This is a genomic window from Sphingobium sp. LMC3-1-1.1 (genome assembly GCF_040676285.1).
In the GTDB taxonomy this organism is placed as follows: Bacteria; Pseudomonadota; Alphaproteobacteria; order Sphingomonadales; family Sphingomonadaceae; genus Sphingobium.
This window is the reverse complement of sequence record NZ_JBEGHQ010000056.1, coordinates 75,219-94,531: the sequence shown is the minus strand read 5'-3', so window position 1 is coordinate 94,531 and position 19,313 is coordinate 75,219. Positions and strand designations below refer to the sequence as shown.

Genomic DNA, 19,313 nt, shown 5'->3' with positions numbered 1-19,313 from the left:
GATGCCGTCGCCGGTCTGTCGGTTCTGACTTTCGCTTCACCCGACAACGCGAATCTTGTTGGAATCGGTGCCGTGAGCTGTGCTTGATCCATTCCGCTGGCGTCACGTTCCTTGGGCCGAAAGGTCCCGCGTATCGTCCGACGAGTAGGCGGTCCGGGCACTTAGAGGCAGGCTGTGGCACAATGACGCGCGCGACGATCCAATCTGCTGGACGACCCATGGAATGTGTCGGTCGTGAACGCGCATACGAGCAATGGTGAGGGCGTTGAAGATAGCGTCGGCAAGCTCGTATCGCCCAAATGCCGCGACCACATCGTCATGTGAAAGGACATCGACCGTGGTGCCGGTTTGAACAGATGGGAAGCGCTCCTGACAGATTGCGAGTCCTTTCCTCTCGTCGATGATCGGTATTCCGCCATGCGCCACAGCCCATGCAATTGTTGCGGCCTCTCCATCATCAAGAGTAGCGGACCCGCGCCCGCAGACCAGCGCGAGGAAATTAACCTCGCATTCGGGTGACAGCGGCGCCGCTTGAGCGCGTCCTGATTTGATCAGCGCCTCCACCATATCTGCATCGGTTCGCCCCTTGATACGGCCAGCCTCCAGTTCTCCCAAAACTACATCGAGAATCACAATTGGGTTCGGGATGGCATCGAGGATAGGCGCACATTTGCCGGTCGCATTGAGATTTATGGCGACGCTTGCATCGAGAACCAAAGGCGCAGACCGGTCAAACAAGCAGCTTGGGAGCCCCATCGGCCTCGCTCCCTTCATCGCCCAGCCCATCCAGCAGAGCACGTAACTCCAACCGATCGAGGCATAGCATTCGCGCGAGCTGACCTTCGCTCAAAAGTCCTCGCCTCCAGACCTCATCCGCCATCATGCTCATGCGAAGCGAGATCGGGCGATCAGCATCGTCCTTGTGCTCATCCTTTGGCAGAGCGCCGAGCACCTGAATCACCTGTTCATTGGTGATCCCACCATTTTCAACAAACCAATCCCAGCTATCGCGTTTTATCAAGCCAAGTTCTTCCAGCCGCCGGACCAAGGCTTCACGAGACACGCCGAAATAATTTGCCAGCACGATGATATGACGGCGGCTCAGCGATGACGCGCCCGCCGTTACATCCTGAAATTTCTGCTTCACAGCGCGGGCGGGCATCAAGAATGCCCTTCCGAACGCATTCGCATATCTCTCTTCGCGGGCGGTTTCCGACGTGGCGTCATCAAGCACATCGGCCGATTTCCTCGTGGACATGAAATGCCCCGTCTCGTGCCCGGCGGTGTTTGCGCGTCGATCGCGCGGATGGTTGGCGTTGAGCAAAATGCACGGGCCAACGGCATCATCGAACGCGAACAACCCGGAGATGCTGGGCGGAAGCCTGCGCACATAAACACGCGCGCCAAGTTGCAGCTCCAACAGGCTCACAATGTCAGTGATTGGGTTCAGGCCAAGCCCCAGCCATTGCCGAAGATCGAGCGCGTCCTGTTCAGCCTGTTGACGGACATCCCCCGGCAAAATCGGCGTCTCGGGAGGATAGGCAGCAGGTCGGGATATACCGAGCAATTGTTCCAATTCGACTTCGGCGCGCACAAGATCATTGAGAAGCGCGATTGCCTGATTGACGCTTGCATCCTCGGATTCCGTTACCTTCCGAAATTGCGGCAGGAGATTGATCTGGATTGGATCCTGACGCAGCAGCTCGTTGATCGTGACGCGATAGGTACCCGTCAGCGTCCGAAGCTCGTCAAGACGCACCCGGCGCTGACCTTTTTCAATAGCGACGAGAGTCGTCCGCGCCATTCCTGCGGCACTCGCTGCCGCAGCTTGCGTCATTTTAGCATCCTCTCGCGCTAGCCGGAGTCGCTCGCCCATATCTTCGGCTGGGAATGATTCCAGAATCGAACTCATGACACGCTACCCGTCCACTGCCGGATGAAAGAGTCGGCTCCGAGGGATTCTACAAAGGCGTGCCATTCGTCACGATGGCGGCGAAGGAGGGAGTTCAGTTTCATTTCTGCTTCTTGGTTCGAGAGGCCAAGAGGCTGCGCAATCTGCGCCGCATGGCGTTTGATCAGCGATTCATGTCGAGGAGAATCTGCCAGAGCCGCGAGGTCATCCATGTGCATAGTGCCCGCGATCGCATATTCCCGCAGGGCAGGAGTGATCTTAGAAAACCCCGGAGCCACGCCAGCTTCGAACGTCGCCGCGCCCAGATTTTGCCACACATAGTGACCAGCAGGTTCAGTCAGACCGGCAGCATGGACACTCAGTCTCCGGAGCATACATGCGGCGCAAATCCCACACTGCCGCTTATGGCCTTCAACGGGCACATGGCGATTCTGCTGCCAACAAGAGATCGTATCGCTCCAATCATCCCGTTCATCTGATTCCGTGACAAACGCTTTGAGCGTTTCACCCTTCGTGAACCACAGGCGCGGGAACGTGTAAGACACATGATGATTGAGGAGCGCGGCGAAAAACTTCTCCATACGCTCCGTGAATCGCGGGTGATTCCGATAGTCGGGATAGGCCTGCACGACGGGAACGAGCGGCGGCCCCAGTGCGCCTTGACCGCTTTCAGGCACGATGATCGTATCGACATTGGCGAGATAGGCCGCGATTCCTGAGATCATCGAGAACTTAAAACCTCGCGACCGATTGCTGCTCTCGGCAAAACGTCGTTCGTTCGACTTCACCTTGTAAGGGATATTCGTGAAGGGCTGTAATCGACCGTCTTTGCGAGGCTGATCGTGTTTCTTGCTACCCAAGCGGACACGAATGATTGATGAGCCGAATTTGATTGCGGACAGCGCCGCGACCGCGCGCGAATCCATCCCATCGCTAAATGGCACGATGGCTTTGGCTCCGCTCGGCAACGCCAAGGTTGCTTGCGTCCGCGACACTTCAGCCGCTTTCCGGCTGACAAATGAGATATTCCACCGATCCCCGGTCAGGAAACCAAGGGCTGATATGAGCGCGGTTTTGACGCTATCGGATTCCCATAGCGACTGTTCGTGGACCGGAATCTCAAGGTGAATGTCGCGGCTCCAACCTATCGTCGGACGCCTTTGCAGCCGATCACAAAACTCAACGGCAGCGGCGACCACCAGCATATCGAACACGACGGGCTTCCATTCAGCGAAGCAATATGAAAGCAGCTTGTCCTCATTGAACTGGATGTGCTCGCCTATCACGCAGGGAACCCCGGCGTTTGCTCGCCTGCGCGTCTCCGAAACAACGACATCAAGTTTTGGAAGCTCTTTCGGGGTAACATTGTTCATTAGAAACACACCCCATCATCAAGACCCGTGTGGCGAGTGGGCGCACGAATGACCATCGCTCTGCCGCCTTGGACAAGGCGGGAAGTCAAATCCGTGATGGATTGTTGATGAAGAATCGTTCCGATGCGTGCCTGAAAATGCGCCGCACGCTTCGCTCCGGTTTCTCGCTGATAGTGCTCGGCCATACCACGAGCGTGACGGTCCAATATCTCGTTGGCGGTTTCTTGATATGCTGAGGAGAGTGCCGCTTCACCGACAACGCCAGAATTGACGGCATCTATCGCGCAATCAAGCAACAAATTTCCGGCAGGCGAACCATTTGCCTGCATTCTTAGGTTTTCGATTTCATCGCCTGATGGCGCGAAGAGTGATCCCTGATCCGAGCTGCATAAGATATTGCGCAGGCCGGACATCAGAGTGTCAGGAATCTCGCGCGAAAACTCACCGAGGATGGCAGCGTCTCGACGCTCGCACACTTCCTCAGCCGTGAAGGAGGCGTTGTCTATGCATTCCGCCAATTTTTTCCAGCGCCTGCCCATTGGCAAACTGCGATGAGGTCCGTCGCTCATGGGTGTCTCCAATTTGCCCAATGTGCCCAGCGATCCGCGGAATGTCAAATATCAATAAAAATATTCCGACAATGTCAGATGCCACCGCCTCCGTCTGGCGATCGGTAGCATCGTCACCAGCGCGGCCGCCGCTGTCCAAAAAACAGCCGCCACCCGTCTCGGGGCCGAAAGGATTGCTAGCTGCTCCACAAACGGCGCGATCCCGTTGAATAGAGCCATTCTTCGAACGTCTTGGGCTTGAGCGTGAGATATCCGACGACACCTCGCATTCGCCATCTTACAGTCCATCGAGATATGTTTATGCGGGTCGCTATCTGCTCGAATGTCAGATGATCGCGGTGAAGCGCTAAGGTTTCGCGGAGCGGCTGGGGCATGGCTCGCAGCATGATTCGACTGACGGTTTGATCGTCGTCGCCATCGTCATCCCAAGCGACGTGGATGCCCAAAAGGCGCAATCTGCGTTTACAATAGGCTCGGTGGCGTCGGCGAAAATCAATCTCGGCCAGCGCCAACGGCTTGCGCCGCCAGCGCAGCGGTGTACCGCGATCGAGAAATGTCGCGATCATCGCCAAGGCCTCGGCCATGCCGCATTCCACGGCTCGAGTCTCGATCCCCAGCCGATCGGCAATCTGCTGATAGGAAAGATCGTCCACGCGGTTCAGCAGAAAGACAAAGCGCGTCAGCGGCGGAAGCTGGCCCAAGGCGGCTTCGTATAGCGCCAGTGCGTCCCGCGTCATGGCCGCGCCTCCTCTGGCCGACGACGCCATCCTCTGGGACGCGGATGGCCGGTTACGTCATGCACCCGGTCCAGCAAAGCCCGCAGGATCGGGCGGACTTCTCCGACGGTGAACGCGCCATCGTCGGGTCGCGGCTGGTCGAACTGATGGGCGTGGCCCCATTTCCAATAGGGCGAAAGAACCGCCGCCAGCCGCGCCATGCCGCCACAATGATGCGCGAAGCCGGTTGCATTGGCGTAAGCCAGCCCCTTCGCGACATCGAGCCGGACATGGCGAGCGTTCCAATTGTCCGAAAAGCCGACATCAAGGAGGTGGGCGGATAGTGCGAGCTGAGCGACGATGCCGGATCGATAGAGCATTTCGCCGCCGCAATCATGGAATCCCTGATCCAGCGGTCCGAAAAATCTTTCGGCATTGTGATAGCGGACGCGGCTAAGATTGCGCCCTTCCTTGGTCCGAACGAGCGCCGCCGGTTCATCGCCATAGCGATCGTGGAGCGATGTCAGGGCATGTTTCCAAGGAACCGCGAAGCCGACGGCGGGGGTAGCGGCAAAGGCGCCCAATAAGGCGCGGCGCGACGTGGTGGGAGCCATATGCACCTCCATTCCGCATCCGAAGCGGGATGGCGGAAGGGCACGGGCGGATGCGAAACTGTCCCGAGATTTCCGCTCGATTCGCGATGCCGGGCTGTCGCTGGCCCAATCCACAACCACCATCGCGGCTATATACGACATCGTTTAATCAATAAACGATGTCGTATATACGAATATACGGTTGCGTCAACGTGTTTGGCTTGGAGATAGCGGAGATGACCGATAGCGACTGGATGATGGGACGCCCACCGCTTGGAATGAAGCCGACGACAATCAGGCTATCGACCGACACGATCCGTCGTATCGAGGCGGTCGTTGGCAACCGCCAGTTGGCGCTCTTCATTCGCGAAGCGGTCGAGAACGAGTTGCAGCGCCGGGAGAATCCGGAGCCACCGAAGGCTTAACCCCCAACAAAATCCTGCACCGTTTGGATGTCGATCCACGGAATGTGGGAGCGGGTGTGGGAGCAAAATTCGCGCAACGTTTTTAAAAGTATACCAAATAAAAGGATTTTCTTAAGAGTTAGGCGGACTCCCGCTCCGCCACCTAGTCTCAAATCATTGAGGATATTCGAGAACCCGCCGGAACACGGGCGCAGTTCCGCGCGAAGAAGTTCTTGATGTCGACCTTGCCAAAACCGGAGCAAAAGCCGTGAAATCACAGGCCTTCCGTCAGCCGGGGCGCCTCATCCTGAACAGCCGGTCCTGGGTGATCTCAAAATAATCTGCCGGCCCGCCGCCGCGGGTAATAGGGTTTGGACGCGCCGTTTGATAAACCCCATCCTCGAGCATTGCCATGTCAATATGAATGCCGACCGCCTCCCCAATAACGAGCCACTGATCCAGATCGAGACCGTCCTTGGTTTTGAGTTGAATGAGTTGGGTCAAACGGCATTCGAAATGGACCGGGCTGCCCGCGACGCGAGGTGGTTTAACGGGCACAGAGGGTAGCGCGCTCAGTCCGGCGAGATCGAACTCGTCGACGTCGGGATCCACGGCTGCCGAGCTTGCGTTCATCTGCTCCGCCTGAGCCATTGTTGCGAGGTTCCAGACGAAGTCGCCCGTTGCCTGAACATTCGCTACTGAATCCTTCCAACCCACCGACGAGAAGGCGACAAGCGGGGGACGATAGTTGACCAGGTTGAAGAAGCTGTATGGCGCCAGATTGCGCACCCCATTCTCGCTTATTGTCGAGATCCACCCAATCGGCCGCGGGGCAACGATCGCATTGAGGGGATCATGTGGTAACCGATGCCCCTCTCTGGGCTCGTAGAAATGAAATTTGGTCATTGCGTACGGTAGCAGACGGTCGGCAGCTGAGGAGCACAAATTCACCGCCGAACGTCGACTGAGGTCGACGGCTGACCGGCAGCTGTTGCTGCTCGCGACTGATCGTCAACCTCGAAAGAGGACCGGCAGCTATCGCCCACCGGCCGACGGAAGCCCGGTCGAGCCCGAGACTGACGATGAGAAAAATGCAGCAGCGGATCCCTTGCCGGTTGCCTCCCCTCCTCCGCGGACCACCAAGGCAAAACTGCTGCTCTCCATGGTTGAGCGCCCCGGAGGGGCGTTGATGGCCGAACTGACCGAAGCCACAGGCTGGCTGCCCCACACCGTGCGGGCGGCACTGACGGGCCTCCGGAAAAAGGGCAATATCATCGACAGGGGAACGCGTGACGGCAGGATCTGCTATCAGATCGGATCCCGACAGGGATGACAGAGCGTCAGATCACCGCGCTGGAACGGATGTCATCAGCAGCGCTCAAAGCCGAATGGGAGCGCCTGACTGGCACCCCGGCGCCCAGAATCAGCCCATCCATGATGCGCCTTGCCCTCGCCTTTGAATGGCGGTCGAGGGCGCGCGGCGGATATTCACGGCGGTTGATCGACGATCGGGGGAGCAGGCCATCCGCAGAAGTCGACCCGTCTGTCGTACGCCTGCTGGCTCAGGCACATCGCTGGTGGCGCATTCTTCGGGATGAGCCTCCCCAATGGTGGTGGCATCGCTCTCGATCACCCGCTTGGCATGTCGGGCGCGTGCATCTCCATGACATTGGTGCATCAGCTCGAGAGGAGCACCGGCAAGCGCGACATTGCGACACTCTGCATCGGCATCGGCGTGGGGCTCGTGCTGGCTGTCGAGCGTGTTTGACGCACAGATATGGTCCCGACTTCGCCGTCCGACACTGCCTCTCCGTCAATGGAAGCGCCGAATCTGCGATCCCGTGCATCGAACGCCCGCCCCCTAGAATTCAATAGATGGGCCTAACGGAACGATGCCGGTCGGGTTTATGGTCGGATGGCTCTGATAATAAGCGCCTTTGATATGCTGCATATTCACCGTCTCGGCCACGCCGGGCAGATGATAGACCTCGCGGGTGAAGCGCCACAGGGCGGGATAATCTACAATTCGCCGCAGGTTACATTTAAAGTGTCCGAAGTACACCGCATCGAACCGCACCAGAGTGCTAAACAATCGGATATCGGCCTCTGTCATTGCGTCGCCGAAGAGGAAGCGACGTGCATCAAGCCTCTGCTCCAGCCAGTCAAGTGTCTCGAACAGCGGGACGATTGCTTCGGCGTAGGCCTCCTGGGTGGTCGCGAAGCCAGCCCGGTAAACACCATTGTTCACCGTGTCGTAGATGCGCAGGTTAAGCGCGTCGATCTCATCGCGTAGCGGTTCGGGGTAATAATCGCCCAGCTTCGCTCCAAGACCATCAAATGCCGAACCGAGCATGCGCAGGATTTCGGAGGACTCGTTATTGACGATTCGTCCGCGCAGCCTATCCCAAAGCAGAGGCACGGTAACCTGACCCGTAAAGTGCGGATCGTCCGTCGTATAGATTTCGTGCAGGCACTTGGCGTGGTGAATCGGGTCCGGGATCACGCCCGGCGCGTCGTCGAAGGTCCACCCACGTTCCCCCATCACCCAGTTGACGACCGAAATGCCGATCATTTTCTGCAGCCCCTTGAGGGCACGCATGATCAGGGTGCGGTGTGCCCAAGGACAAGCAAGGCTGACATAAAGGTGGTAGCGCCCAGCCTCCGCCCTGAAGCCGCCCTGGCCATTAGGGCCAGCGGAGCCGTCGGGGGTTATCCAGTTGCGGTACGTGCTGTCCTTCCGGACGAAGCGACCGCCGGTAGACGCAGTATCGTACCAGTCGTCATGCCACCTGCCCTCGACCAGAAGTCCCACTTCATCCTCTCCTAAACTACCTCACCGATCGCCCGCTCGGAGAAAAATCTTGTTTTTCTATGGGTTGCAGCGGCGAGTCCCAACGTCGGTGCCTGAGAATCTATCCGAAGAGTTTGGCGGCAGTTCTGGCGACAAGTTCACCCTGGTGTCGGGCGCCGTCGAGTTCGAGCTGGCTGGGCTGGCGGCTGCCGTCCCCGCCGGCAAGAGTTGTGGCACCGTAGGGCGTCCCGCCGGTGATTTCGCCCATCGTCATTTGACCTTGGAAGCTGTAGGGCAAACCAACGATCGTCATGCCGAAGTGAAGCAGGTTTGTAATCAAAGAGAACAGCGTGGTTTCCTGACCGCCATGCTGGCTTGCGGTCGACGCAAAGGCAGCGCCGACCTTGCCGTTGAGCGCGCCGCGGGCCCATAGACCGCCTGCCTGGTCGAGGAACGCCGCCATTTGCGAGGACATGCGGCCGAAACGTGTGCCAGTCCCGATAATGATGGCATCGTAATTCCCCAGATCTTCAACGTTCGCGATCGGAGCGGCCTGGTCGAGTTCAAAATGGTTATCCCGTGCGACATCCTCGGGTGCGGTTTCAGGGACGCGCTTGATGTCGACCTCGGCGCCTGCCGAACGGGCGCCTTCGGCCAACGCCTGCGCCATCGTCTCGATGTGTCCGTAGGTCGAATAATAGAGAACGAGAACCTTCGCCATATCACTGCTCCAGCGATGTTTTTGTAGCGGTGACCTGACAGGATCTGAATTGTGTACCACCCACCTATTTGAAGACGATGGTTCCAGAAAATTGAACGATGGATGACCTTATAACAGGCGGCCCTTGACCGAACGTGGCTTTTTGGCCCCGTCCCAGTTCAGCCACCGGCCAGAATGAGAGATCCGGCATTTCATCGGCCGGGGTTAACCCTCGGCCGATGAAGCAAATTCGGCAGGCGTCACGGGCCCCAGGGACGTGTGAGCTCGGTTCCCGTTGAAGTCCGTCCGCCGGGTCGCGAGGTCGCCGTCACATGCAAAGCTGGCGTGATATCCTCATGTCAGTCAAGCCCCATGGCTTCGAGGTTCCGTGCTATGCGCCGTAAGCCCGGCAGAAAACGGGATCGCATATCGGGCAATGAGACCCTGGCAGCCTGCGTCCCCATGTTGACGGCCGCCATCGCACCGGCTTTGCCGTGGACAGCCACGGCCACCGAACGCAGCCCCAACTCGAGCTCTTCATCCACGATCGCATATCCCTCCTCTGCGACATGCTCGAGAATCGCGAGCAGCCTGGACGGGTTGATTTCGGTCTTGGGCGTACATTGCCTCAGCTGCGTGCGACGCAGATAGGCTTCCTGATCGCCACGCGGCTGGGCCGCAAGGAGAACACGCCCCATCGACGTGCAATAGAGCGGCAGCCTGCTTCCGACCCTCAAAGCAATCGACATGATCCGTGATACCTCGGCCCTGGCGACATAATAGACTTCATCCTCTTCGATCACGCCCAGAGAGCAGGATTCGTGGAGGTCGTCGCGCAGCTGATCGAGCAACGGCTGCGCCCGCATCGCGAGTGTACTGGAGGACATGTAGGCATAGCCAAGCGCCAGAACCTTGGGACGAAGCGCATATTGCACGCCGTCCTGCGCGGCGTAGCCCGTTCGGACCAATGTGTGCAGGCAGCGCTTGACCGCAGGCCTGCTCAACCCCGTCAGTCGGCTGGCCTGCGCAATCGTCATGGGCCGCTGCTCGTTTGCAAAACAGCGAAGCACGGCGAGGCCGCGTGCCAGCGATTGCATGAACTCAGGATCCCCATTCGCCTCAAGGTCACTGTTCTCGATCATATCGCCATCCAAATCAAACGATAAACGGACAATATCACGTTTACCGATTGACGCAATATCCCGACCTAATCAGATGGTCTGCAACGGACCCTTATGGAGACTCGGATGAGCGACAAGGCGGTGGCCAGCGCCGAAGCGGCGGTGGCAGAAATTCAAGACGGCGCATCGGTCATGATCGGCGGCTTCGGCACGGCGGGGATGCCCGACCAGTTGATCGACGCGCTGATCGCGCGCGGCGTGGGCGACCTCACCATCATCAACAACAACGCCGGCAACGGCGAAGCGGGCGTCGCGGCACTGATCCGCGAGGGCCGGGTGAAGAAGATCATCTGCTCCTTCCCGCGCCAGTCGGACTCGCATCATTTCGACGCGGCCTATCGCGCCGGAAAGATCGAGCTGGAACTGGTGGCGCAGGGCAATCTGGCAGCGCGCATCCAGGCAGCGAGCGCTGGTCTTGGCGCCATCTTCACGCCGACCGGCTATGGCACGCTGCTCGCCGAGGGCAAGGAAACGCGCGAGATCAACGGCGTCCACCATGTGCTGGAATATCCGATCCATGCCGACTTCGCGCTCATCAAGGCGCACAAGGGCGACCGCTGGGGCAACCTTGTCTACCGCAAGACCGCCCGTAATTTCGGTCCGATCATGGCGATGGCGGCCAGGACCACCATCGCGCAGGTCGGCGAGATCGTGGAGCTGGGAGCGCTCGACCCGGAGGTCGTGGTGACGCCGGGCATCTTCGTCCAGCGCGTCGTCCAGATCGCGTCCGCCACCAACCACGCACTTGCCGCCTGATCCGGGAGACACTACCATGAACCGCATGACCCGCGACCAGATGGCCGCCCGCGTCGCCCGCGACATTCCCGAAGGCGCCTATGTGAACCTTGGCATCGGCCTGCCGACCAAGGTCGCGAACTATCTGCCGCAAGAGCGCGAAATCTTCCTCCAGAGCGAAAACGGCCTGCTCGGCATGGGACCGGCCCCGGCGACGGGCGAAGAGGATTGGGAACTGATCAACGCGGGCAAGCAGGCGGTGACGCTGCTGACCGGCGGCTGCTTCTTCCATCATGCCGACAGCTTCGCGATGATGCGCGGCGGCCATCTGGACATCTGCGTGTTGGGCGCGTTTCAGGTGGCGGTGAACGGCGATCTCGCCAACTGGCACACGGGCGAGCCGGGCGCGATCCCCGCCGTGGGCGGTGCGATGGACCTGGCCATCGGCGCAAAGAAGACCTTCGTGATGATGGACTTGCTGACCAAGCAGGGGGAGAGCAAGCTGGTGGACGCCTGCACCTATCCGCTGACCGGCCTCGCCTGCGTGTCGCGCGTCTACACCGATCTGGGCGTATTCGATGTCGGGCCGCAGGGCGCGCAGGTGCTGGAGATCGTCGAGGGGCTGACGCTCGATGAACTGCGCAGGCTGACCGGCGTGAAGCTGGAAATGGCCGCACAGTTGCAAGCCGCCTGAAGCCGTATAATATCGAGAGGATTTTCGATGACCGATGCTTTTATCTGCGACGCCGTTCGTACCCCCATAGGCCGCTATGCCGGCGGCCTTTCCAAGGTTCGCGCCGACGATCTGGGAGCGCTGCCCATGAAGGCGCTGCTGGAACGCAACGCCGGCCTTGATTCCGCTGCGGTCGAGGAAGTCTTCTACGGTTGCGCCAACCAGTCGGGCGAGGATAATCGCAACGTCGCGCGCATGAGCCTGCTGCTGGCGGGCGTGCCGCACACGGTGCCGGGCGTCACGCTAAACCGGCTCTGTGCATCAGGTCTGGAGGCCGTGGGTGCGGCGGCGCGGGCGATCCGGTCCGACGAGATGGCGCTTGCCATCGCCGGCGGCGTGGAAAGCATGACCCGCGCGCCTTTCGTGATGGGCAAGTCGGACGGCGCGTTCGGCCGCAACCAGAAGATCGAGGACACGACCATGGGCTGGCGCTTCGTCAACCCTGCGCTCGACGCGCTCTACGGCACGGAGACCATGCCGCGCACGGGCGAGAATGTGGCCGTCGACTATGGCGTCAGCCGCGAGGATCAGGACGCCTTCGCCCTGCGCAGCCAGCAGCGCGCCGCCGCCGCCCAGGAAAGCGGCTTCTTCGCGGAGGAGATCATCCCCGTCACTGTGCCGGGCAAGAAACGTGGCGAGACGATGGAGATCAGCGTTGACGAACATCCACGCGCCGACACCACGATCGAGACGCTGGCCAAGCTCAAGCCCCTGTTCGGGCCCGACGGCACTGTAACGGCGGGAAATGCGTCGGGCATCAATGACGGCGCGGCCGCGATGATCATCGCCAGCGAGGCGGCGGCGAATGCCAACGGCCTGACCCCGCGCGCGCGCATCCTGGGCATGGCGTCGATCGGCGTTGAGCCGCGCGTGATGGGCATCGGTCCCCTGCCCGCCACGCAAAAGCTGCTGACGCGCCTCGGCTTGACCATCGATGATTTCGACGCGATCGAACTCAACGAAGCCTTTGCCAGCCAGGGCATCGCCGTGATGCGGGGCCTCGGCCTGCCCGACGACGCTGCGCATGTGAACCCCAATGGCGGAGCGATCGCACTCGGCCACCCGCTCGGCATGTCGGGCGCGCGCATCGCCATGACTCTAGTGCATCAACTGGAAAAGACCGGCGGCAAGCGCGGCATCGCCACTTTGTGCATTGGTGTCGGCATGGGTCTGGCGTTGGCGGTGGAGCGTGTCTGAGCTAAGTCATTCACACCAAATCGGTCGCGCGGGATTTGCGATAATCGACAATCGATATCAAGTTGTCCTCGATCCAATCCGCCAGTGATCGAACTTTTTCGGCTGCTTGAACGGTGCTGTCAAAGCAAACCGGGGTTCGGTAAATGGTGGGTCATGACCAAGCCCGCCATTAGTCCGTTTCGGTATTTCAACTCCTCTCCGGAGGTGATCCGGTTGGTGGTGATGATGTATGTCCGTTACCCGCTGTCGCTGCAGCAGGAAATGGGGCAGTGGCTGAACAATCGGGTTGAAAACAGCCATCTCTCCTTCCGACGACGGGAGCGGGCTATGCTCAAGTTCCGACCGATGCGATCCCTGCAGAAATTCGCATCCGTCCACGCCCACTTTCACAATCACTTCGCCCTGGAGCGCCATCTCGTCGATCGAGAGATTTACAAGCAAAGACGCTCGGCCGCCTTGGCCCAGTGGCAGTCTCTCGCGAGCTGAGTTTCTCCGTTCTAAGCCCGAAGTGCATCGTGTGGAGAGCGGTTCGCCTTTGTCTGACAGCACCGTTCCCACTTTTCGAGAAGTGCTCTTGAAATCGCATCGTCTCGCTCGTGAGCCGGACGACTCCTCCGTCGTTCGCACTCTCTGCCCCGCCGGATCAGTCCGGCAGCGCGCCCTTGGGAACATTCTGGGTGTAGGTCGCTTCCTCGACGCGCGACTTGATTCGCCAGCCCGCAGGCGTGCGCACATATTCGTCGATGTAGAAGAGGCCGAAGACCATGACGGGACGGGTTCCGCTCTCATCGAGGCTTTCCATCGGATTGAAGCACATCACCCGCCCGGTCGCGTGGTCGCCCTCGATCACGAAGCGGTGATTGGTGACCATGTGGTGGGATCCGCCGAATGCATTCATGCCTGTCTTCAGCCAGTCCCGCACATAGGGGAAATCGCCCGCCGGGGCACCGAACGCGCTGTAGTCGACGAAGGCGTCGGGCGTGAACACATCGTTGAGGAGATCAAAATCCCGGGTGTCGATGGCATGGGAATAATCATGGGTGAGCTTTTCGAGCTCAAGCCGGTCGGAAATCTCCTGCAGTGTCATCATCGCCTCGGGTCCTATCCTCTTCGCTTGTCATATCATGCGGCACAGCTCCGCGAACGCTGCATCTGTGCCGCAACAGTACCATCGCGCGCTTCGAAGCGATACCAGCGCTCATAATCAATCGGACGACACCCTGGATGACAGGCAAGAGGCGATCGGCGAGGTCCTCACCCCAAGCAGCGCAATCCCGATGGCGCGGATCGTGCGCGAGACCCGTCGCGCGGCTGCCCTGACTTCAGGCGGCGACCGTCGTGCGCGCCTGGTGCATCGCCTCGGCCCGGCGCTTTAGCGCCCGCGCGGTGTCGTCGAACGCGCGCTTCACCCAGCCCTGCGTGAAGTTCATCACATGGATCGCGTTCTCGCCGAAAAAGGCGTCGGTGGACAGATAGCGGCAACAATAGGGACCGAGCGGAGTGATGACCTGATCCCGCCGGGCCTCATAAGGGAATTCGGGGGTGCCGGGCAGCTCCCAGGACAGCAGGCGCTCGGGCTCGAACGCGCAGAGATATTCGCACCAGGGAATGAGCGAGCCGGAGCCGGTATAGTCGACCAGCATCATGTTCACCGGCGCGCCCATTTCCAGCGTCGATTCGGCGCGCACGCAATAGGGGTTCCATTCGCCGTAGCGCGGCAGGTCGGTCAGGATCTCCCAAACGATGGCGGCCGGCGCATCGATCTCGACGGGGTCGGAAGCCACGAGCGTGCGGCGGTCATATTGCGTGAAGGGATCAAACGTCACGGCTCACTCTCCTGCTAGCGGATCGCTCCCAACATAACGCCGACAGTAGCAGGCGCCGCGCGCTTATCAATCGGGTGGCACGGGGCGCGATCAGGCGAGCGTCAGAACGCTGGTCAGGATCGACCGCACTAGGTCGGCCTGACCGCGCACGCCCATCTTCGCATAGATTCTCTTGGAATAGCTCCGCGCCGTCTCCAGCGTGATCGCCAGCTTGTCGGCCGCTTCCGCCAGCGATGCGCCCTGGCTGATGAGCAGGGCCAGCCGCGCCTCGCTGGGGAGCAGGCCGAACAATTCGGCGATCTGTTCGTGCCTGCGCGCGCCGAATCGCGTTTCGCCCTGCAGGAACGCGATCATGACCGACGTCCTGTCGGGCGATGCCGGCACGCCAGCAAAGGGCGTCAGCATCATGTTGAGCCAGGGATCGTCCGACACACAGATCGCCTGAGGCCGGGCCGATCCCTCGGCCGAGATGGCGGCGATGGCCGATTGTAGCACCCCGTTCGCCGAGGAGCGCATCGCGACCAGCCGACCGTCCTTTCCGATCTTGAGCGCGGCGCTGTGGTCGAGGATCGCGGAGGCATGCGCGCTTGTCTGGACGACGGTGCCGGTCGCATCGAGAGTCAGCCAGCCGATGTTCAGCCGAGCAATGATGCTGTCCGCTGCGCGGGCGTGGAGCAGTTCGCCTTCGAGCGCGATATGATTGCGCAGCGAGCGCCGGAAATGCGCCGAAAGCCGCGCGAGCAACTCCGCATCACGCTGGTGGAACGGCTTGTCCCGGCGCGCGATGAACATCCAGCCGGTGACGCCGCTCGGTTCGGTGACGCGCACCACCTTCATGTGCCGGACGCCACGCGGCTCCAGTATCTGTTGGCGATATTTCCGGTGATAGTCGTTCGTCTCGTCAAAAACGTCGTTCAGGTCGTAGACCTGCCCTTCGCGCAGGGTCCCGCCCATGACGGGGTCGGAGCGGTAGAAGCTTTCGCGATAGAATTGATGGACCTCCACCGGTGCGTCGTCGCCTGCGAACAGCTCCACCACGCCGCCCGGCCCACGATCCGGCGGCTTAAAGATGATACCGGAATAGTCGGCGTCCAGCTCCGCGCGCAGCAGCTCCAGGAACGTCGTCCAGGGCGGCGTTTCGAAGGGGCCGTCGTGCAACGCTGCGATCAACCGGTCCGCGACATCATTCATAACGCGATGAACCTCCCATATGGGGACACCGCTGTCCAGACGATTCGCTATCGTCTCGCCATCCGGCATCGCCGCCGCACCGAATGCGGGCATCGGCGCGCGAGCAAGAGAGAGTGGAGAGCGATGGCAGACAATATTCCCGGCAGCGCCGATTCATACGAACATGTGTGGAACGAGCACACCAAGGTTCTGGCCGACATCCGCGCCCAATGGTTCGCCTCGGGATGGGCAGACACGCCCGAGGAGCAGGATCGGGCGATGTTCCACGTCATGTCGATCGAGCACACCGGCTTCAACGTCTTCGTCGCGCCAAGGCAGGATTACCCCTTCTTCAGCAAGACGCACGCCTTCCATCACCCGATGATCTTCACCTGGGGCCTGTGCTGCCCCGATTTCCACTATCAGTTCGCCTTTGCCGACGGCGCGGGCACCTACCGGATCACGGGCAAGACCGGCACCACCCGCTGGAGCGAGCTCCACGTGCAGAGCGAGTTCTGGGGCGATCCCAAGTTCCGCCAGGTCGCCATCCTGGAGTTCGGCAAGATGCATGTCGAGGCGGACGGCAGTTTCGAGATCATCCTCTCGCCCGACCAGCATGACGGCAACTGGATCAAGACTGACCCGAGCGAGAACCAGTTGCTCCTTGTTATTCGCGACGCGATGTACGACTGGACGAACGACGTACCGGCGGTGGTCCAGATCGAGCGTCTTGACGGCCTCGACAAGCCCCGCCTCCAGATCAGCAACCGCGACCTTGCCACCCGCATCCGCAAGCTGACGAACTTCGCCCGTGAATCGGCGCGGCACTGGATCGGACGCAACGACGAGATCGTCGGCGACGTGGGCGTCAACGTCTTCTGGACCGGCAAGGAGCAGAACCTGGGTGGGATCCAGCACGCCGCCTATCATTTCATGGTGTTCGACATTGCCGAGGACGAGGGGCTGGTATTTGAGTTCGACCCGCCGAAGACCTCGACGTTCTGGGCATTCCAGCTCGCCAACCTGCAATATGACACGGTCGATTATCTCAATAGCCAGTCATCGCTGAACGCCATGCAGACAAGGGTCGATCCGGACGGCAAGATCCGCATCGTCGTCTCTGCCCGCGACCCTGGAATCGCGAACTGGATGGATACGGTCGGTCATCTGCGGGGCGTCTGCGCATCGCGCTGGGTCTGGTGCGATCCGGTGCCCGAGCCAGTCGTCACCAGGGTCAAGCTCGCAGACCTGCCGAACCATCTCCACGTCGGCTCGTCCACGGTCTCGCCCGAGGAGCGGCGCGCCATCGTGACAGCGCGAGGCGCGGGCATTCGCCGCATGTACGGCATTTGAAAGGGGGCGATCCATGTCCTTGCCAAGCGCAGCGGAGCTGATGCGCGCCGCCGAAATCGAAACCGCGCTCGATGACTGGGCGCTCGACCATGTCGGCACGCCCGAGCGCCTGCTGACCACTTTCGTCAATGATCTCAACCAGCCCTCGAACCTGCATCCGCGCGGGGAGGTGCGGTTCTACCGTTTCCTGATGGATATCCTGACCTCACGCCTCAAATATGTCGCCGATCGCAAGCGCCATCCGGGATGGCGCGACGAGACGGTCAAGGCGCCGATCTTCATCCTGGGCCTGCCGCGTTCGGGCACGACCTTCCTCCATAACTTGCTGGGGTCCGACCCCCTGAACCGCGCGCCGCGTCTGTTCGAGATGCACTATCCCTCTCCGCGCGCCGACGATGCTTTCACCCGTGGTCTGCGTGAGACCAAGTGTCAGGAACGGCTCGGCGACCTCGGCCTGCTCGACGACGACTGGCTGGGCGTCCACCCCATGGGTGCCGACCGCGCGGAGGAATGCCTGTTCTTCTGGGAGCTGCTTCTGGCCTCGGCGACGTTCACCGCCCTTGCCGAACTGCCGACCTATCAGGAGATCCTGTTCCAGCAGGACTTCCGCGCGATCTATCGTGAACAGCGCGATTTCCTCAAATATCTGCAGCATGGGCTGCCGCCGCGCCGGTGGGTGCTGAAGACCCCGCTGCACGTGCGCTTCCTCGAGGAAATTATCGAGGTCTTCCCCGACGCGATGTTCATCCATTGCCATCGCGACACGGCCAAGATCTATCCGTCGATCGCGAACATGGCGACCGTGCTGCACAGCAAGTTCGCCGCCGCGGCGCCGGGCGAAAAGAGCATCGTTGGCGATTATGACGACACCTGGGAAAAAGCGCTCGAGTTCCGGCAACGGCCCGGCATGGCGGAGCGGTTCGTCGATGTGCGCTTCCTGGATTTCCGGGCCGATCCGATCGGGACTGTGCGATCCATCTATTCGCGGCTCGGCCTGGAGTTCAGCGAAGACCGCGCGGCGGCGATGGAAGCCTGGCTCGCCAATGATTCGAGCGAGCGATCCGGGCGCGCGCATCATCAATATTCACTGGCGGACATCGGCATGACCGAGGCCGACATCGACCGGATCAGCGGCGATTATCTGAAGGCTTTCGACGTTCCGCTGGAGCGCTGATCCTGATTTTCAACTGGCCCGGAGCAGGCGGGTCGTCCAGTCTGGCAAGAAATTGAGAGAGGATTTGAAATGGCAAAGCTGAAGGACGGCGTCGCGCTCGTCACCGGTGGCGGGCAGGGCATGGGTCATGGCATCGCGCTCCGCTTCGCGCGCGACGGCGCCAAGGTCGTCGTGGTCGGCCGGACGCAGAGCAAGATCGACCGCACCGTCGCCGAGATCCAGGCGGCCGGGGGAACGGCGCTCGCCTGCCTCGCCGACGTCTCGGTCGAGGAGGATACGCGCCGGATGGTCGAGACGGCGGTCTCCGCCTACGGCCGGCTCGATTTCGCCGCCAATGTGGCTGGCGTCGCACACATGCCCAATTACATGCACAAGCTGACGCTGCAGGAATATGAGGACGATTTCGCGGTAAACGCCCGCGGCGTGTTCCTGTCGATGAAGTATCAGATCCAGGCGATGCTGGAGAATGGCGGCGGCTCGATCGTCAACGTGACGTCGGGATCGGCGATCAACGGCTTCGCGTTCTTCAGCGCCTATTCGGCGGCCAAGCACGCGGCGGTCGGCCTGACGCGGGCGGCGGCGCTGGAATATGCCGACAAGGGCATTCGCGTGAACAGCGTGGCCCCCGGCGCGATTGCCACGCCGATGCTGACCAACAACGACGAATCGGTGCTGAGCCCGATGCGCGAAGCAATCGCCATGAAGCGTTTCGGCAGGGAGGAGGAGATCGCGGCCGCCACCGTCTGGCTGTGCTCCGATGAATCGAGCTACGTCACCGGGTCGGTCCTCCCCGTCGAGGGCGGCTTTACCGCATCATGCATCAGCATCGTCTCGGCCGTGTCCTACCCGTCTGTGGGCTGAACCGGCCGAAGGTCTAAGTGGGAGA

General features: G+C 60.9%; 23 protein-coding genes. 10 read left to right on the top strand and 13 right to left on the bottom strand.

The window, feature by feature from the left end:
• Positions 1–102: 102 nt before the first annotated feature.
• The 6 genes from MRBLMC3_RS19250 to MRBLMC3_RS19225 all read right to left on the bottom strand — a co-directional run bounded on the left by MRBLMC3_RS19250 (position 103) and on the right by MRBLMC3_RS19225 (position 5,184).
• On the bottom strand, positions 103–756 hold the full coding sequence (locus MRBLMC3_RS19250) for a hypothetical protein (protein ID WP_363831431.1): 654 nt from the start codon (positions 754–756) through the stop codon (positions 103–105).
• A complete protein-coding gene (locus tag MRBLMC3_RS19245; RefSeq protein ID WP_363831690.1) occupies positions 731–1,876 on the bottom strand; it encodes an XRE family transcriptional regulator in 1,146 nt (381 codons plus the stop codon). The genes MRBLMC3_RS19250 and MRBLMC3_RS19245 overlap by 26 nt, the downstream gene beginning before the upstream one ends.
• A 32-nt stretch (positions 1,877–1,908) precedes the next feature.
• Complete coding sequence (locus tag MRBLMC3_RS19240; protein WP_363831428.1) at positions 1,909–3,285, bottom strand: 7-cyano-7-deazaguanine synthase; 1,377 nt, start codon at positions 3,283–3,285, stop codon at positions 1,909–1,911.
• Positions 3,285–3,854, bottom strand: a complete 570-nt coding sequence (locus tag MRBLMC3_RS19235; protein WP_363831426.1) for a hypothetical protein — start codon at positions 3,852–3,854, stop codon at positions 3,285–3,287. Before MRBLMC3_RS19235 ends, MRBLMC3_RS19240 begins: the two co-directional genes overlap by 1 nt.
• A 176-nt stretch (positions 3,855–4,030) precedes the next feature.
• On the bottom strand, positions 4,031–4,555 hold the full coding sequence (locus MRBLMC3_RS19230) for a sigma factor-like helix-turn-helix DNA-binding protein (RefSeq protein WP_363831424.1): 525 nt from the start codon (positions 4,553–4,555) through the stop codon (positions 4,031–4,033).
• 32 nt (positions 4,556–4,587) lie between these two features.
• Positions 4,588–5,184: a hypothetical protein gene (locus MRBLMC3_RS19225; RefSeq protein ID WP_363831421.1), complete on the bottom strand. Its 597-nt coding sequence runs from the start codon at positions 5,182–5,184 to the stop codon at positions 4,588–4,590.
• A gap of 215 nt (positions 5,185–5,399) precedes the next feature.
• Between MRBLMC3_RS19225 and MRBLMC3_RS19220 the strand changes: the two genes are divergently transcribed.
• On the top strand, positions 5,400–5,588 hold the full coding sequence (locus MRBLMC3_RS19220; protein ID WP_363831418.1) for a hypothetical protein: 189 nt from the start codon (positions 5,400–5,402) through the stop codon (positions 5,586–5,588).
• Between the two features lie 267 nt (positions 5,589–5,855).
• Here the strand turns inward: MRBLMC3_RS19220 and MRBLMC3_RS19215 are convergent, their stop codons facing one another.
• Entirely contained in the window at positions 5,856–6,473 is a 618-nt protein-coding gene (locus MRBLMC3_RS19215; protein ID WP_363831416.1) for a flavin reductase family protein, read from the bottom strand.
• Between MRBLMC3_RS19215 and MRBLMC3_RS19210 the strand changes: the two genes are divergently transcribed.
• Positions 6,466–6,900 carry a DUF3489 domain-containing protein gene (locus MRBLMC3_RS19210; RefSeq protein ID WP_363831413.1) on the top strand — a complete coding sequence of 145 codons (435 nt, stop codon included), beginning with the start codon at positions 6,466–6,468 and terminating at the stop codon, positions 6,898–6,900. The two genes, MRBLMC3_RS19215 and MRBLMC3_RS19210, sit on opposite strands and share 8 nt — an antisense overlap.
• 261 nt (positions 6,901–7,161) lie before the next feature.
• On the top strand, positions 7,162–7,335 hold the full coding sequence (locus MRBLMC3_RS19205) for a hypothetical protein (RefSeq protein WP_363831410.1): 174 nt from the start codon (positions 7,162–7,164) through the stop codon (positions 7,333–7,335).
• Positions 7,336–7,428: 93 nt separating this feature from the next.
• Here MRBLMC3_RS19205 and MRBLMC3_RS19200 read toward each other — a convergent pair whose 3' ends face one another.
• The 3 genes from MRBLMC3_RS19200 to MRBLMC3_RS19190 form a co-directional block, all read right to left on the bottom strand.
• Positions 7,429–8,379 (bottom strand): glutathione S-transferase family protein, encoded by a 951-nt coding sequence (locus MRBLMC3_RS19200; RefSeq protein WP_363831408.1) that lies wholly within the window; start codon positions 8,377–8,379, stop codon positions 7,429–7,431.
• Between the two features lie 100 nt (positions 8,380–8,479).
• Complete coding sequence (gene wrbA / locus MRBLMC3_RS19195) at positions 8,480–9,079, bottom strand: NAD(P)H:quinone oxidoreductase (RefSeq protein WP_363831405.1); 600 nt, start codon at positions 9,077–9,079, stop codon at positions 8,480–8,482.
• A gap of 338 nt (positions 9,080–9,417) precedes the next feature.
• A complete protein-coding gene (locus MRBLMC3_RS19190) occupies positions 9,418–10,155 on the bottom strand; it encodes an IclR family transcriptional regulator domain-containing protein (protein WP_363831687.1) in 738 nt (245 codons plus the stop codon).
• A 150-nt stretch (positions 10,156–10,305) separates the two neighbouring features.
• Between MRBLMC3_RS19190 and MRBLMC3_RS19185 the strand changes: the two genes are divergently transcribed.
• From MRBLMC3_RS19185 to MRBLMC3_RS19170, 4 genes are all read left to right on the top strand, one after another.
• A complete protein-coding gene (locus tag MRBLMC3_RS19185; RefSeq protein WP_363831403.1) occupies positions 10,306–10,995 on the top strand; it encodes a 3-oxoacid CoA-transferase subunit A in 690 nt (229 codons plus the stop codon).
• A gap of 16 nt (positions 10,996–11,011) precedes the next feature.
• A complete protein-coding gene (locus MRBLMC3_RS19180) occupies positions 11,012–11,668 on the top strand; it encodes a 3-oxoacid CoA-transferase subunit B (RefSeq protein ID WP_363831399.1) in 657 nt (218 codons plus the stop codon).
• A 27-nt stretch (positions 11,669–11,695) separates the two neighbouring features.
• Positions 11,696–12,904: a 3-oxoadipyl-CoA thiolase gene (pcaF, locus tag MRBLMC3_RS19175; protein WP_363831396.1), complete on the top strand. Its 1,209-nt coding sequence runs from the start codon at positions 11,696–11,698 to the stop codon at positions 12,902–12,904.
• 153 nt (positions 12,905–13,057) lie between these two features.
• Complete coding sequence (locus MRBLMC3_RS19170; RefSeq protein ID WP_363831393.1) at positions 13,058–13,390, top strand: DDE-type integrase/transposase/recombinase; 333 nt, start codon at positions 13,058–13,060, stop codon at positions 13,388–13,390.
• A 157-nt stretch (positions 13,391–13,547) separates the two neighbouring features.
• Here the strand turns inward: MRBLMC3_RS19170 and MRBLMC3_RS19165 are convergent, their stop codons facing one another.
• The 3 genes from MRBLMC3_RS19165 to MRBLMC3_RS19155 form a co-directional block, all read right to left on the bottom strand.
• On the bottom strand, positions 13,548–13,994 hold the full coding sequence (locus tag MRBLMC3_RS19165; protein ID WP_363740027.1) for a nuclear transport factor 2 family protein: 447 nt from the start codon (positions 13,992–13,994) through the stop codon (positions 13,548–13,550).
• 232 nt (positions 13,995–14,226) lie between these two features.
• Positions 14,227–14,730 (bottom strand): SRPBCC domain-containing protein, encoded by a 504-nt coding sequence (locus MRBLMC3_RS19160; protein ID WP_363752905.1) that lies wholly within the window; start codon positions 14,728–14,730, stop codon positions 14,227–14,229.
• A 90-nt stretch (positions 14,731–14,820) separates the two neighbouring features.
• A complete protein-coding gene (locus MRBLMC3_RS19155) occupies positions 14,821–15,921 on the bottom strand; it encodes a helix-turn-helix transcriptional regulator (protein ID WP_363740029.1) in 1,101 nt (366 codons plus the stop codon).
• A gap of 123 nt (positions 15,922–16,044) precedes the next feature.
• Between MRBLMC3_RS19155 and MRBLMC3_RS19150 the strand changes: the two genes are divergently transcribed.
• The 3 genes from MRBLMC3_RS19150 (at position 16,045) to MRBLMC3_RS19140 (ending at position 19,288) form a co-directional block, all read left to right on the top strand.
• Positions 16,045–17,253, top strand: coding sequence for a DUF1214 domain-containing protein (locus MRBLMC3_RS19150; protein WP_363831390.1), 1,209 nt, complete (start codon positions 16,045–16,047; stop codon positions 17,251–17,253).
• A gap of 13 nt (positions 17,254–17,266) precedes the next feature.
• Positions 17,267–18,427 carry a sulfotransferase family protein gene (locus tag MRBLMC3_RS19145; RefSeq protein WP_363831387.1) on the top strand — a complete coding sequence of 387 codons (1,161 nt, stop codon included), beginning with the start codon at positions 17,267–17,269 and terminating at the stop codon, positions 18,425–18,427.
• A 69-nt stretch (positions 18,428–18,496) separates the two neighbouring features.
• Positions 18,497–19,288, top strand: a complete 792-nt coding sequence (locus tag MRBLMC3_RS19140) for an SDR family NAD(P)-dependent oxidoreductase (RefSeq protein WP_363752896.1) — start codon at positions 18,497–18,499, stop codon at positions 19,286–19,288.
• Positions 19,289–19,313 lie beyond the last annotated feature (25 nt).

Bases quoted from the DNA above. Each gene is read 5' to 3' on its own strand.
- MRBLMC3_RS19185 (WP_363831403.1), top strand. From the start codon at position 10,306: ATGAGCGACAAGGCGGTGGCCAGCGCCGAAGCGGCGGTGGCAGAAATT.
- MRBLMC3_RS19140 (WP_363752896.1), top strand. From the start codon at position 18,497: ATGGCAAAGCTGAAGGACGGCGTCGCGCTCGTCACCGGTGGCGGGCAG.
- MRBLMC3_RS19165 (WP_363740027.1), bottom strand. From the start codon at position 13,994: ATGATGACACTGCAGGAGATTTCCGACCGGCTTGAGCTCGAAAAGCTC.
- wrbA (WP_363831405.1), bottom strand. From the start codon at position 9,079: ATGGCGAAGGTTCTCGTTCTCTATTATTCGACCTACGGACACATCGAG.
- MRBLMC3_RS19250 (WP_363831431.1), bottom strand. From the start codon at position 756: ATGGGGCTCCCAAGCTGCTTGTTTGACCGGTCTGCGCCTTTGGTTCTC.
- MRBLMC3_RS19220 (WP_363831418.1), top strand. From the start codon at position 5,400: ATGACCGATAGCGACTGGATGATGGGACGCCCACCGCTTGGAATGAAG.
- MRBLMC3_RS19240 (WP_363831428.1), bottom strand. From the start codon at position 3,285: ATGAACAATGTTACCCCGAAAGAGCTTCCAAAACTTGATGTCGTTGTT.
- MRBLMC3_RS19170 (WP_363831393.1), top strand. From the start codon at position 13,058: ATGACCAAGCCCGCCATTAGTCCGTTTCGGTATTTCAACTCCTCTCCG.
- MRBLMC3_RS19155 (WP_363740029.1), bottom strand. From the start codon at position 15,921: ATGAATGATGTCGCGGACCGGTTGATCGCAGCGTTGCACGACGGCCCC.
- MRBLMC3_RS19225 (WP_363831421.1), bottom strand. From the start codon at position 5,184: ATGGCTCCCACCACGTCGCGCCGCGCCTTATTGGGCGCCTTTGCCGCT.
- MRBLMC3_RS19190 (WP_363831687.1), bottom strand. From the start codon at position 10,155: ATGCAATCGCTGGCACGCGGCCTCGCCGTGCTTCGCTGTTTTGCAAAC.
- MRBLMC3_RS19145 (WP_363831387.1), top strand. From the start codon at position 17,267: ATGTCCTTGCCAAGCGCAGCGGAGCTGATGCGCGCCGCCGAAATCGAA.
- MRBLMC3_RS19180 (WP_363831399.1), top strand. From the start codon at position 11,012: ATGAACCGCATGACCCGCGACCAGATGGCCGCCCGCGTCGCCCGCGAC.
- MRBLMC3_RS19215 (WP_363831416.1), bottom strand. From the start codon at position 6,473: ATGACCAAATTTCATTTCTACGAGCCCAGAGAGGGGCATCGGTTACCA.
- MRBLMC3_RS19235 (WP_363831426.1), bottom strand. From the start codon at position 3,854: ATGAGCGACGGACCTCATCGCAGTTTGCCAATGGGCAGGCGCTGGAAA.
- MRBLMC3_RS19205 (WP_363831410.1), top strand. From the start codon at position 7,162: ATGAGCCTCCCCAATGGTGGTGGCATCGCTCTCGATCACCCGCTTGGC.
- MRBLMC3_RS19245 (WP_363831690.1), bottom strand. From the start codon at position 1,876: ATGGGCGAGCGACTCCGGCTAGCGCGAGAGGATGCTAAAATGACGCAA.
- MRBLMC3_RS19150 (WP_363831390.1), top strand. From the start codon at position 16,045: ATGGCAGACAATATTCCCGGCAGCGCCGATTCATACGAACATGTGTGG.
- pcaF (WP_363831396.1), top strand. From the start codon at position 11,696: ATGACCGATGCTTTTATCTGCGACGCCGTTCGTACCCCCATAGGCCGC.